This is a genomic window from Salinicoccus sp. HZC-1 (assembly GCF_046736035.1).
In the GTDB taxonomy this organism is placed as follows: Bacteria; Bacillota; Bacilli; order Staphylococcales; family Salinicoccaceae; genus Salinicoccus.
Genome location: NZ_CP177130.1, coordinates 2,617,299 through 2,630,720, shown reverse-complemented (window position 1 = coordinate 2,630,720; position 13,422 = coordinate 2,617,299). Strand labels below are relative to the sequence as shown.

Below are 13,422 nucleotides of genomic sequence, written 5' to 3'. Positions count from 1 at the left end.
GCTTCGGCGGGGTCTTTTTTTTCTGCATAATATAAAAAGAGGATGTTTACAATTCCCATACCAGTGGTATATACTTATATACATAACTATATAACCATATGAGAGGGCGTGGTGGTTTGAGTGGCCAGCTGAACGATCGCAAACCGATTTTCGAACAGATTAAAGACTGGATCAGCGACCAGATCATTAGTGAAACATTGAAGGCGCACGACAGAATCCCTTCAACGAATGAGATTGTACAGTTCTATAAGGTCAATCATTTAACAGTTGCCAAAGGTGTAAACCAGTTGGTGGAGCAGGGCGTAATCTATAAGAAAAGAGGTGTCGGGATGTTTGTTGCACCGGACGCGAAGGAGAAATTGATGGAGGAACGCAAGCAGAATTTCAAGAGCGGATATTTAAAACCGATGATGGATGAAGCAAAAAAACTGGGGTTGACGACCACGGAAATAAACGAGCTTATCAATGATATGAAAGGAAGTGGCCGGGGTGAGTAAAATGCTGCAGCTGGACAAAGTATCACTGGCTATTAAAAAAGACAAAATACTGGAAGATGTCACCATTAAGATGGAAACGGGAAAGATATACGGTCTCATCGGGCGGAACGGGGCGGGGAAGACGTCGATCCTGTCATTGATCGCATCGTTCAGAAAACCCACGGCCGGCCGGATAACCATTGACGGCATCGATCCTTATGAAAACGAAAATCTGATGGACAAAGTCGATTTTCTGTACGAAGTGGATTATTCGGATGAATATGATTCACCGAGAAAAATGTTTGAGATGACGCAGAGGTATAAAGAAGATTTCGATATGGATTATGCACTGGAGTTGATGGAGGGTTTCGGTACGGATACAGACAAGGCGCTCCACAAAATGTCGAAGGGCCAGCAGGCGGCAACCAATGCAAGCATAGGTCTTGCCTCCAATTCACCGATCACCATCTTCGATGAAGTGACAAACGGCATGGACGCCCCTTCAAGGGAATACTTCTATAGACAAGTGCTCGCTGCAAAGGAAAAAAAGCCTAGAATATTCATACTCTCCACACATATCGTGTCCGAGATGGATTATCTTTTCGATGAAGTGATCATGATTCACGAGGGCAGAGTCAAGCTGCAGGAGCCGCTCGATGTATTGCTCGAACGCGGATTCAGGGTCAGCGGACCTGAAGAGAAGGTGGCGCAGTTCACAAACGGTATGGACCTGCTGTCTACAGAGCGTCTTGGACCGATCAGATCGGATATGGTGCTGGGCAGACTGAGTGAGGAACAACTGAAAGAAATAGACAGACTGTACCTCGATATCAGTACAGTGAAGCTGCAGGATCTGTTCATCAGATTGACAGAGAAGAAGGAGGAGAGAGAATGAGTGGAAAATTAAGACTTGCCACAATGGATTATACAAAGGAGTTCACCAAATGGAGCCTGTGGTATATCCCGATATTTGCCCTTGTCTACATCGTTCTGAATGTATTCCTCAGGGAGCCGGAACTGAATGAAATGTCATTCTTTGCCATGGCGTTATCGGCAAACAGGATCTATATGCTTGTATTGGGTATTCTTGCGGCATATACCTTTTTGGAATGGTCGATTAATCTTGGCCTTACGAGAAAGATATTCCTCCGTGCAGTGTCACTTGCAGGAATCCTCGTTACTTTATTCATCACAGCGTTAACGGCAGCGATATCCTTCCTGCTCGGCCTCATGCCATGGTTCGGGACAAGTATTCCTGAGGTGTCAGGTGGAACAGAGACACTGGTGCATGTTGGTGGATTCCTTCTGTCGACACTACTATATTTCCTTGGTGGATTCCTGATCAGCGTCGGATTCTACCGGGGTTTCCTGCCGGGAATGGCAATGATCCTGCTGGATATTATTCTGTACATCGTACTGTGCTTCATCCTGTCGCTGGGTACAGATATCATTTGGTTCATGGGAGATGATCCCGGGTTCAATACCGACAATTTCCTGGCAATGAGTCTGCCGGTTATGATCCTGGTGAGCATAGCAGCCATTGCAGGAATCTATGGAATACTCAGCCTGATGATCCGCGACATCCCGATGAAGATAAAATAAACAAATGGCCCCGGTTCAGATCAGTCTGAACCGGGGCCGTATTTATGGGATACAGGTGATTTCCACCTGCCGCTATTATTTCTTTTTACGGTTTCTTATTTTTCTAACTAAAAACGGCAATGCCATATAGATGACTCTTCTGATTAATCGGCCCATCTTTACTCCCCCCGCTGTGGTTTTCTTTATATATAACCGAATATGGAAGGCTTAAAACAACCCGGATTACTTGAAGAAAGCCGGAAGCTCTTCAGCCGGCAGGTTTACACCTACAAAGAAATCTCCGAATTCGCCGTAACGTGCGGACACTTCATCGAATCTCATCTCATAGATCAGTTTCTTGAACTGGATCATATCATCTGAGAATAAAGTGACACCCCACTCATATTCATCGAGTCCGACGGAACCGGTGATGAACTGCTTGACCTTGCCTGCATAGCCGCGGCCGATCATGCCGTGTGAATACATGAGTTCACGGCGTTTTTCCATATCGAGCATGTACCAGTTGTCATTGCCTTCGCGGCGCTTATCCATCGGATAGAAACAGATGTAGCGCGATTTGGGCACTTCCGGATACAGACGTTTTCTGACGTGTTCGTTCTGGTACGGATCTTCATCGGACTCCTTGGCAAGATAGTTGCTGAGTTCGATGACGGAAACGTATGAATAGGATGGAATCAGGAAGTCGCTGATTGCGAGTTTGTTGAATTCCAGTTCCAGTGTATTGAGCTCGTCGATTGTCGGACGGAGCATCCAGAGGATCAGGTCGGCTTTCTGGCCGGTTATGTTATAGAAGGAATAACTGCCTTCATTTTTCTGATGCACTTCTTCCTGGCGTTCCAGGAACCCTTGCAGTTCTGTAACCATTGTACTCACTGCTTCTTCATCGAGGAGACGAAGTGATGACCAATCTACGTTATAAAGAAGGTGAAGACTATACCAACCATCCAGTGTTTGTGCTGCTTCATTCATTCAAAATCTCTCCTTTTGTATTGTCATATTCAATTCTACTACTAAAGAAAACGTTTTAAAAGCAGATAGGGATGAAATAATGTGACGAAAAGAGTATAATATTGCATGTGTACAGGCTAACCAAGGAGGATATTATGAGTAACTTTTTAAACAATCTCAAATCTAACCTGGAAGGTAAAAATGTAAAAATCGTTTTCCCTGAAGGTACGGACCAAAGAATTTTAACTGCAGCTGTAGAACTCGCGGCAACAACATACGTAGATCCGATTGTACTCGGAAATAAAGAAGCAATTCAGGAATTGGCAAATGAAGAAAACCTGGATCTCAGCGGTGTGGAACTGATTGATCCAAGAGTTTGTGAATATAAAGAAGACCTTGCGGCTGCATTCGTCGAACGCCGTAAAGGCAAAGTCACACAGGAGCAGGCGGTAGACATACTGAATGATGCAAACTACTTCGGTACGATGCTCGTCTATAACAATCATGCAGCCGGCCTGGTATCCGGAGCGGTTCACTCCACGCCGGATACAGTGCGCCCGGCACTTCAGATCATCAAGACAAAGCCGGGGGTTTCCCGCACCAGCGGTGTATTCTTCATGCTGCGTGAAGATGAACTCTATGTGATGGGGGATTGTGCAATCAACCCTGAACTCAATGCGGATGAACTTGCGGAAGTTGCAGTGGAAACTGCCAAAACAGCAAGAAGTTTCAAAATCGAGCCCCGCGTTGCACTGCTCAGCTTTTCTACAAGAGGTTCAGCGAAAACTGAAGAAACCGAGAAAGTGCGGCTTGCGACACAGTATGCAAAAGAAAATCTGCCGGATACGCCAATCGACGGGGAACTTCAGTTTGACGCCGCTTTCGTGCCGAGCGTTGCTGAAAAGAAAGCACCGGGTTCTGAATTGGAAGGCCGTGCGAACGTATTCGTCTTCCCTTCTCTGGAAGCGGGCAACATCGGTTACAAGATTGCCCAGCGCCTGGGCGGCTTTGAAGCATACGGACCTATTCTGCAGGGACTCAACCAGCCGGTGAACGACTTGTCCCGCGGCTGTTCCAAAGACGAAGTATTCAATCTCGCACTGTTTACAGCGACGCAGGCCCTTACCCAAAACAATGGATAATCTGTTTGATAAAACCTGGCAGTACATTCCGGTTGAGGCGGCAAACCATCCGTACCAGTCATTCGCGATCGATGATCTGCTGCAGGAGATGGTGACATCAGACGGCATTCCGAAAATACGTGCATGGGTCCATGATCCATACATTATCCTCGGACTGCATGATGCAAGACTGCCTCATTTGGAGAACGGTCTGAAGTTTCTGGACGACTCGGGATATGATTATATACTGAGAAACAGCGGCGGACTGGGTGTAGTGCTGGATGACGGCATATTGAATCTGTCGCTCGTCCTGCCAAAGCCGGCCGTCCCCCAGATCGACGACGGTTATGAAATCATGCTCGGTATGGTGCGTTCGGCTTTTCCGCATGCCCCGATAGAGGCATATGAAATCGAGCACAGCTATTGTCCGGGCAGCTATGATCTGAGCATCGGCGGACGGAAGTTCGCAGGCATCTCCCAGCGCCGCATCCGCCAGGGCGTCGCCGTACAGATATACCTGTGTGTCACAGGAAGCGGCAGCCTCCGGGCGGAGATCATGCGGGATTTCTATCACTTCAGCAAGTCGGATGGCATCACAAAGTTTACGTATCCTGAAGTGCATCCGGAAGACATGGCGTCTCTGAATGAACTGCTTGGTGAAAATTACAGCGTGGAAGATGTATTGGAAAGGCTGCTTGGCGTCATCGAGGCATTCGGCGGAACACTGGAAGAGCTGCCTGAACTGGATGAAGGACAGCAGGAGCGGTACGATAAATTTCTGAAGCGCATGAAGCAGCGGAACGAAAAAATCAGGTCGGAAAGCGATGAAAGCCTCTTCCCTGAATTGTAATATTTTATGGCCGGTCTCCCTCTGACTTGACCCCCTCCGGGTTTACAGATGAAATAAAACATCTGTAAACCCGGAGGGATTTTTATATGGCTAACAAACAATTCTCATTGGAAGAAAAACTCGCAGTGATTGACGCAGTGAACGCGGGGGGCAGTCCCAGTGAAGTGATGAAAACATATGGCGTGTCTAAGAGCACGCTTCATAGATGGCGGCAGAAATATAATAAATATGGTAGAGAAGGATTAAAAAAGGCAAAAAGCCATCGTCCCTATCCGCGGGCATTTAAAGAAGCCGTGGCTAAAGCGTATCTGGATGGCGGGACTACTGCTGCCACACTCGCGCGCAAGTATGATATTCCTTCTGACAGAACTGTACGGGACTGGATTATGCGTTACAATAATGGTGAAGAACTCAGAACGACGAGAGAAGGTGCTTCACCATTGACTAAAGGGCGGAAAACTACGGTTCAGGAACGGATTGAGATCGCAAAATATCATGCCCAGGGGGATATCAGTTACCGAGAACTGGCTGAACGGTTTGATGTGAGCTACCAGCAGGCGCGCACCATTGTGATAAAATATCGGGATTATGGAGAAATGGGACTCGAAGATAAACGCGGCCGAAGAAAATCAGAAGATCAGCTGACGGAATCAGAACAATTGAACCGGGAGATTTCAAAACTCAGAGCAGACAAGCGAAAACTTGAAGTGGAAAATGCCCTGCTAAAAAAGTTGGACGAACTCGAGAGGAATTAAAATACAGCCGGGTTCAGAGTCATCAACTCCACACTGCCATCACAGCCCTGCATAATGAAGGCTACACCATCTCTGAATTATGCCGGGCGGCAGGGGTTTCAAGACAGGCGTACTATCAGTATCAGAAACGCAGTACATCAGCTTCTGAAACAGAGAATGATTGGATTGCGTCAAGGATAGCCGAATTCTATGTCGAAACAGAGGGCATATACGGTTATCGTCAGATGTGTTATGAAATCAACAAAGCTCATCAGACGCACTATAATAAGAAACGCATCTACCGGCTGATGACACAGATGGGCTTACGGTCGGTGACCCGGATCAAAAAGCAGCAGTATATGCCACACACCCCGCAACAGGTCGCTGAAAACGTATTGGACCGGGACTTCAATGCCGACCACGTAAACGAGAAATGGTTAACCGATGTGACGGAATTTAAAGCGATGAATGGAGAAAAAGCCTATCTCAGTGCCATTATCGATTTGTATGATAACAGTATCATTGCCTACAAATTCGGACGCTCCAATAATAATCAGCTCGTCTTCGATACGTTTAAAGCGGCAATCCAAAAATGTCCGGAGGCGACGCCATTGGTGCATAGTGACCGGGGATTCCAGTACACCTCTTTTGGCTTTAAAAAAATTTTGGAGGCCCAGCAAATGTGCCAGAGCATGTCCCGGGTGGGAAAATGCATTGATAATGGGCCAATGGAGGCTTTCTGGGGCAAGATCAAAGCGGAACGGTTCCATGTCAAACGCAAACAGAAGTATTACGACACCTATCACACGATCATCAAAGATATTATGTGGTATATCGATTTTTACAATCGTCGCAGACCGCAACATAAATTCAAGGGGTTGAGTCCACTCGAATTCAGGCAATTATCTGCCTAAAAAACTCCCAAGCATTTCGATGCTCAGGAGGAAAAAATTTATATTATTTCGTTTGTAAACCTAACTGGGGTCAGATCACTCTATCGGAGACCGGTTTTTATTATTGGCAGTATTCCCGTCATCCACGGGCAGAACCCAATCCGCTCTTCAAATGCGTTTAATCTCTATTTCTATGGGAATATATAAGAAAAAAGGGGTTGAACAGTATGGCTGATGAAAGAAAAGATAGAATGACAACGAAAGAAGAGGAAGACAAATTGAAAGAGCGCAAGGATGAATCGGGGCCTCATGGTGAAGTGAAAGAGGATGTGCCACCGGACAGTCCGGCGATTGAAAGAGATAAAGAAGAAGCGCAACGGGAACGTGATGTGCGGAACCAGCGTTCTGAAAAAACGGATCTCGGCCATGATGCGGGTCCGAATGACGAGGACGATGAATAGTTTCCGTGCAATGGAACAAAACGAATAGGCAACTTCATGACTGGCTGTCTCCGGAGGCCGGTCTTTTTATTGGGCAGAAAAGTATGAAAATAATCCTGCTGCATGGTGCAGCCGGGTTCAGCGCCCCGCCGCGCTTGATGACAACCGGGTTTTCTAATGATATTATGACAGTATAAGGAGGGCAGTGGGATGGCGATAAGTGAATATGGTGAAAAGCAGCTAGTAGAAGAAAAAGTTTTTAAGGATCCGGTACATCGGTATATTCATGTACGCGATCAAGTGATCTGGGACTTGATAAAGACGAAGGAGTTTCAGCGGCTGAGGCGTATCAAGCAGCTCGGTACGCTGTATTTGGCGTTCCATTCTGCGGAGCATTCGAGATTCAACCATTCTCTCGGGGTATACGAAATCGTGCGGCGCATGGTTGTGAACTTCCGGGAGTTCAAGGAATGGAACAATGATGACCGTCTGCTCGCTTTATGTGCAGCGCTTCTGCACGATCTTGGCCACGGCCCCTTTTCCCACTGTTTCGAGACGATTTTCGATACGGATCACGAGGAATTCACCCGTAAAATCATACTGGGTAATACTGAAGTGAATGCGGTCCTTAAAAAGGTGAGCATCGATTTTCCGCTGGAAGTCGCGAAAGTGATTGATAAGACGCATGAGAACAAACTGGTCATCAGCATGATTTCGAGCCAGATAGATGCAGACCGCATGGACTACCTCCAGCGTGATTCCTACTACACCGGTGTGAGCTACGGCAACTTTGATATGGAGCGCATACTGCGTGTCATGCGGCCGAACAAAGATGAGGTCATCATCAAAGACAGCGGAATGCATGCGGTGGAGGACTATTTGATGAGCCGCTACCAGATGTATTGGCAAATATACTTCCATCCGGTCTCCCGCGGCGGAGAGGTGCTGCTGAACCTCGCGCTCCGGCGCGCGAAGTACCTTTATGAGGGCGGCTATGTATTTAAGCAGGCACCAAAGTATTTTATCCCGTTCTTTGATGGTACGCTGACCGTGGAGGATTACTTGAGGCTTGATGAGATGGTGGTCAACTTCTACCTTCAGGAATGGATCCACGAAGATGATGAAGTGCTTTCTGATCTGTCCCATCGTTTCGTGAACAGGGATCTGTTCAAATACCTTCCTTTCGACGGTTCGATCATTACGATCACTGAAATTGAAGAGCTGTTCAGAAAAGGCGGCGTGGATCCGGAATACTATTTCTTCAGTGATTCCTATTCGGACCTGCCCTATGATTACGACAGGCCGGGATCCAAAAGCAACCGCAGGCCGATCCACCTCCAGAAAAGAAACGGTGAACTTAAAGAAATCAGCAGCCAGTCAGCGATTATACACAGCATTACAGGGATGCACCGCATGGACTCGAAACTTTACTATCCGAGAGAGAAAATACTGCAGATTGAAGACCTTGAAATCAGGGGGCAAATCATCAATCTGCTGAATGAATTGGCATAGGAGCATGATAATATGGCGAATGAATCTGAAAATAAAAAACCGGGATTCCAGTTCAATATCATAAAAAACGATCCGCTTGATGGCCATAAGGGGCAGAATATCGGATCGATCAGCCTGGAGAACGTGGCACCCGTCTATATTGATATAGAAACACAGGAGGCGTTCATCGACATGGCCGGTCTCCATGCACGCGCCGAAGTCGAGAAGCGTGTAAAATGGGTGACGGAAAAGTCTGAAGTTGAAGGTGAAGGCCAGAAGGAATACTGGATTGTCTGGGTGGCGGTGGAACGTGAAGCCACAGGCCCTGTATATGCGGGGGTTGCCGCATGCTACCAGATGGTCAATAAGACCAGGCGCCGCGGCTATAAGCTGATGCACGAGCATGTCACTATGCTGGACCGTGCGATGAAAAGCAAGCTGGACATTGATATGATGGACGATGCAAGCAAGAGCGCGCTGAAGACATTCCTGCAAAAGCACAACATGGAAATATGGGACAATTCGACAGAACTGAAAAAAATATTGGAAAATCACTAATTGTGACGTTATTGTGTCAAAGCAATAAAAACATTGCGGATTTTCACATTGAAATATAAAATAAGTATAGTTATGCATCTGTATAACTAGGACACAGCGGGCAGGAGAAATCCTGTCCGCTTTTTTTGTTTTCCCGGGGATGATTTCCACCGGGAAAGAGAGTATTGTCCTGCAGCTGCCCGATTTCGATTTTTTACCAGGATATTAAGATCGGTTCCATCGCCGGCAGCGTGCTTTGGATATGATGCTAAAAGGGATGTTTAGGTCTCGTCCGATATGTTATAATTTAGCTTACTTGAAGGTGATCATATGGATAAACAGCACTTACAATTTAAACTCCGGCAAAATGTGAAAATGAACGGAGAAACAAAGACGTTCAAACAGGATTTGAATGTTGAAGTCATCGAGCGCAAAGACATGTACTACAAATATACTGAAAAGCTCGACGAACATGAAATCGACGTCACCCTCCGCGCGGGCGATGGATTCGTTAAAATACAGCGGCGCGGCATCATCAATATGAATTTTTATTTTGAAGAAGGAAAGACGACAGATACTTTTTATGAGTCGCCGGCAGGGAAGCATCTTTTTCAGATCCGGACGAATATGCTGGATCGGAACGGGTCATCCATTGATATTGAATACGATTTGATCGAGGACGGCAGAGTCATCGGGAATTATCATTATGAATTGCAGAAAGTAGGATGAATCATGGATTTAAAACAACATTTGAAAACATCAATTGAAGCGGCAGTTGAAAAATCTGGCCTTGTCGAAGAAGTCCCGCCGGTAAAAGTGGAAGTCCCGAAAGATAATTCGAACGGTGACTTTTCAACCAATATTGCGATGGTACTGACAAAGCAGGCGAAACGCAATCCGAGAGAGATTGCCCAGACTGTCATTGACCATCTGGACCAGGCGGAAGCCAATGTGAAATCTGTGGATATTGCCGGTCCCGGATTCATCAACTTTAAAATGGAAGAATCTTCACTCACAGGCATAATCCGCAAAGTACTTGAAGAGAAGGAACGATTCGGCAGCACCGTGCGTGAAAATGCCGAAAAAGTCCTGATCGAATTCGTGAGTGCAAACCCGACAGGCGATCTGCATATCGGGCATGCGCGTAATGCGAGTGTCGGAGATACGCTGGCAAATGTGATGGACTTCGCCGGCTACGACGTTGAGCGTGAATACTATATAAATGACGCCGGCAATCAGATCCACAACCTTGCCCTGTCCATCGAGGCAAGATTCCTCGAGGCGCTCGGACAGGAGCTGAACATGCCCGAGGACGGCTACAACGGCAAAGATATCAAAGTGATCGGTGAAAAGATCGCTGCCGGATCCCCTGAGCTTGCCGACAAACCCCATGCGGAGCGTGTGGCAATTTTCCGCCAGCTGGGTGTGGACTATGAAATGGAGAAACTGCGCAAGGACCTCTCCGATTTCAATGTCCATTTTGACAACTGGTTCAGTGAAACGTCCCTATACGAAAAGGGTGAAATCGACAAAGCGCTGGAAAAAATGACTGCCAATGGATATACATTTGAAGCGGACGAGGCACTGTGGCTCAGAACGACTGACTTCGGTGATGATAAAGACCGTGTCCTCCGCAAGAGTGACGGTACATTTACGTATCTCATGCCGGACATTGCGTACCATTACGATAAAGTGGAGCGCGGTTTCGACCATCTCATCAACTTGTTCGGTGCAGACCATCATGGGTACATCAAGCGTCTCAAAGGATCGCTGGGAGCGCTGGGTGAATCCCCTGAACTGCTTGAAATCCAGATTATGCAGATGGTGCGCCTGATTGAAAATGGTGAAGAAGTGAAGATGTCGAAACGTACAGGCAAAGCGATCACATTGCGCGACATCATTGAAATGATCGGCGTGGACGCGAGCCGCTACTTCCTGGCGATGAGAAGTGCGGATACACATTTCGATTTCGATCTGGAACTCGCAAAATCCGAGTCCAGTGACAACCCTGTGTACTATGCCCAGTATGCACATGCCCGCATCTGCTCCATCCTGCGCCAGGCGAAGGAGAGCGGATATGAAATGGATGAAGACGCGGATGTCGATGTGATTGTAAATCCGCAGGCACTGGAACTGCTGAAAAAACTCGGGGATTTTCCGAATGTGGTCAAAGGTACTGCGGACAGCCGTGCCACACACCGCATCCCGAACTATATCCAGGATCTTGCCGGGTTGTTCCATAAATTTTATAATGCGGATAAAGTGCTCACTGATGATAAAGTCAAAACGTTCGCCTATCTTTCGATGATCGAGGCAGTGAGGCAGACATTGGAAAATGCACTGCGTCTGATCGGTGTTTCCGCACCGGAAAAAATGTAGCATCTGAGCCCCGCTGTAACAGCGGGGGTTTATTTTAAAGGAAATTCCAGGGAGGGGAGCAGATGGACCGGATAAAAGGAATTTTAATACCCGTAATCGTGCTCATGATGGCTGCCTGCGGTGCGCCGGATAATGACGGAGACACCCGTATCGTTTCGCTCATGCCGAGCAATACGGAAATCATTGCAGAACTGGGGCTGGCGGACCAGTTTGTTTCCGTGACGACTGAAGATGATTATCCCGCATCTGTGGTGGATGATGAAAGCCTCGTTAAATTGAATACGTTTGAGCTCGATGAAGAGCAGCTGATCGGCCTCAGCCCGACACATATCGTTGCCCATGCCTCCTCGGCCCCCATGCATCAGGATATATTGGACCGCGTGTCGGAAGCGACGGGGGCTGACGTGCTGGTCGTCGAAGATGCGTCGGACATCGAGGGCATCTACGATTCGATACGGAAGATCGGCGGATTCTTTGATGTGCCGGAAAAGGCTGAAAAAGTCATAGGAGATATCGCAAAAGAGATGGGGAATCTCAAGGAACAGTACAGCAGCGAAGAGCCTGAGGCGGCATTCATCCATATTTCGGCCCATCCTGAAATTTATACGGCCGGAGACGGGACATTCATCGATGATGCCCTGGGGTGGATCAACGTGGAGAATGCATTCGATGACATGGAAGGCTACCCGAATGTGAGTGCGGAAGCGGTCGTCGAGAGAGACCCGGATATCCTCGTTTCCCTGAGAGGGCTCGAAGATAAGGCCCTGGCACAGTCGATCCGGGATATACCCGGACTTGACGGACTCGCCATCAGTGAACCGGAAAACCAATGTAACGTCGATCCGGATCTGATCAGCCGGCCCGGGCCCAGGAGCGCAGAAGGTCTGAAGGCAGTGGGTCAGTGCGTTTATGAATAAACATATCCTCATCCTTTTGCTTGTCCTCATCATGACGGCGACATCGAGTGTATTTGTCGGATCGGCCGCTTTGGGTGCACTCGATGCCCATCAGCTCGGCAGCATCATTTTCGGCATACGGATCCCGCGCGTATTGTTCGCGATTGTAATCGGCGTGGCACTGTCGGTGAGCGGCGTGGTGTTCCAGGTCGTTCTCAGAAATCCGATGGCGGACAGCTTTACACTGGGCATGGCAAATGGTGCGGTGCTGGGGAGCGCCATTGTGGTTGTGCTGCCCCTGCCCCTGTACATGCAGCCGGTGCTGAGTATTGTGACCGGACTGCTGGGCCTTATGGTCGTGCTCTTTGCCGCCCGCCGGATAGATGTGCAGTACCGCCCGGAAACCCTGATAATCACAGGCGTATTGCTCGGTGCAATGCTGAGCGGTGTGCTGTATATCCTCGTACTCATCCAGCCCACTCAGACGGAATCGATTGCACGGTACATGTTCGGATCCCTGTCGGGCGCGGCATACGGTGAAGTTTTGCTCACAGGTGCTCTGACACTCATCGCCGGCCTTGTCATTCATAAATACGGCAGGCAGCTCGATCTGCTCAATCTCGGGGACGTGCGGGCATTCAGCCTGGGAGTGAAGGTCGGGCGCCTGCGCCTGCTGCTGCTCGTCATCGCGTCCGTCCCGCCGCTTGTCGCCATCAGTTTCAGCGGCATCATTGCGCTGGCGGGTATCATCGTGCCCCAGATGATTTTATATTTCAAACCATTATTGTTCAGGCCATTGATGATCCTGTCCGCACTCTATGGTGCATTGTATATACTGATCATCGATACGATCGGCAGAACAGTCATCGCCCCTGTGCAAATACCGACAGGGGTCATGGTGATGTTATCCGCAGTACCATTATTCATATTTTTAATGCAGAAGCGGATGCTGACACGGAAGTCATAGTGTGATTAGTAGGAAAATTGAATAATCTCATGATAAACTGTATGAAAAGGCTGATGATATCAGTCTTTTCTTAATTTATAGGGGGATG

General features: G+C 47.9%; 14 protein-coding genes and 1 pseudogene. 14 read left to right on the top strand and 1 reads right to left on the bottom strand.

Annotation, left to right across the window (positions count from 1 at the left end; all coding sequences use genetic code 11):
• The first annotated feature begins 116 nt into the window (after positions 1-116).
• Genes ACKRAT_RS13595 through ACKRAT_RS13585 form a run of 3 tightly spaced genes read left to right on the top strand, consistent with a single transcriptional unit; the run spans position 117 to position 2,078 of the window.
• On the top strand, positions 117-497 hold the full coding sequence (locus ACKRAT_RS13595) for a GntR family transcriptional regulator (RefSeq protein ID WP_411842914.1): 381 nt from the start codon (positions 117-119) through the stop codon (positions 495-497).
• 1 nt (position 498) lies between these two features.
• On the top strand, positions 499-1,371 hold the full coding sequence (locus ACKRAT_RS13590; protein WP_411844466.1) for an ATP-binding cassette domain-containing protein: 873 nt from the start codon (positions 499-501) through the stop codon (positions 1,369-1,371).
• Positions 1,368-2,078 carry a hypothetical protein gene (locus ACKRAT_RS13585; protein WP_411842913.1) on the top strand — a complete coding sequence of 237 codons (711 nt, stop codon included), beginning with the start codon at positions 1,368-1,370 and terminating at the stop codon, positions 2,076-2,078. The genes ACKRAT_RS13590 and ACKRAT_RS13585 overlap by 4 nt, the downstream gene beginning before the upstream one ends.
• 222 nt (positions 2,079-2,300) lie before the next feature.
• Here the strand turns inward: ACKRAT_RS13585 and hemQ are convergent, their stop codons facing one another.
• Entirely contained in the window at positions 2,301-3,047 is a 747-nt protein-coding gene (gene hemQ / locus ACKRAT_RS13580) for a hydrogen peroxide-dependent heme synthase (RefSeq protein ID WP_411842912.1), read from the bottom strand.
• Positions 3,048-3,181: 134 nt separating this feature from the next.
• On the opposite strand from hemQ, the gene pta reads away from it, so the two are divergent.
• The 11 genes and pseudogenes from pta to ACKRAT_RS13525 all read left to right on the top strand — a co-directional run bounded on the left by pta (position 3,182) and on the right by ACKRAT_RS13525 (position 13,334).
• The gene (pta, locus tag ACKRAT_RS13575) at positions 3,182-4,168 is read left to right on the top strand and encodes a phosphate acetyltransferase (RefSeq protein WP_411842911.1); all 987 of its coding nucleotides are present in this window, start codon (positions 3,182-3,184) and stop codon (positions 4,166-4,168) included.
• Positions 4,161-4,997 carry a biotin/lipoate A/B protein ligase family protein gene (locus tag ACKRAT_RS13570; RefSeq protein WP_411842910.1) on the top strand — a complete coding sequence of 279 codons (837 nt, stop codon included), beginning with the start codon at positions 4,161-4,163 and terminating at the stop codon, positions 4,995-4,997. The genes pta and ACKRAT_RS13570 overlap by 8 nt, the downstream gene beginning before the upstream one ends.
• Positions 4,998-5,083: 86 nt before the next feature.
• A complete protein-coding gene (locus ACKRAT_RS13565; RefSeq protein WP_411842909.1) occupies positions 5,084-5,752 on the top strand; it encodes a helix-turn-helix domain-containing protein in 669 nt (222 codons plus the stop codon).
• A 32-nt stretch (positions 5,753-5,784) separates the two neighbouring features.
• Positions 5,785-6,645 (top strand): annotated as a pseudogene (locus ACKRAT_RS13560) (IS3 family transposase); the annotation flags it as partial.
• Between the two features lie 206 nt (positions 6,646-6,851).
• Positions 6,852-7,085 (top strand): hypothetical protein, encoded by a 234-nt coding sequence (locus ACKRAT_RS13555; RefSeq protein WP_411842908.1) that lies wholly within the window; start codon positions 6,852-6,854, stop codon positions 7,083-7,085.
• A gap of 189 nt (positions 7,086-7,274) precedes the next feature.
• Entirely contained in the window at positions 7,275-8,576 is a 1,302-nt protein-coding gene (locus ACKRAT_RS13550) for an HD domain-containing protein (RefSeq protein ID WP_411842907.1), read from the top strand.
• Positions 8,577-8,588: 12 nt separating this feature from the next.
• Complete coding sequence (locus ACKRAT_RS13545) at positions 8,589-9,113, top strand: YwhD family protein (protein WP_411842906.1); 525 nt, start codon at positions 8,589-8,591, stop codon at positions 9,111-9,113.
• 309 nt (positions 9,114-9,422) lie between these two features.
• Positions 9,423-9,821, top strand: coding sequence for a DUF1934 domain-containing protein (locus ACKRAT_RS13540; RefSeq protein WP_411842905.1), 399 nt, complete (start codon positions 9,423-9,425; stop codon positions 9,819-9,821).
• 3 nt (positions 9,822-9,824) lie between these two features.
• A complete protein-coding gene (gene argS / locus ACKRAT_RS13535; RefSeq protein ID WP_411842904.1) occupies positions 9,825-11,471 on the top strand; it encodes an arginine--tRNA ligase in 1,647 nt (548 codons plus the stop codon).
• Between the two features lie 62 nt (positions 11,472-11,533).
• A complete protein-coding gene (locus tag ACKRAT_RS13530; protein WP_411842903.1) occupies positions 11,534-12,388 on the top strand; it encodes an ABC transporter substrate-binding protein in 855 nt (284 codons plus the stop codon).
• On the top strand, positions 12,381-13,334 hold the full coding sequence (locus tag ACKRAT_RS13525) for a FecCD family ABC transporter permease (protein ID WP_411842902.1): 954 nt from the start codon (positions 12,381-12,383) through the stop codon (positions 13,332-13,334). Before ACKRAT_RS13530 ends, ACKRAT_RS13525 begins: the two co-directional genes overlap by 8 nt.
• Positions 13,335-13,422 lie beyond the last annotated feature (88 nt).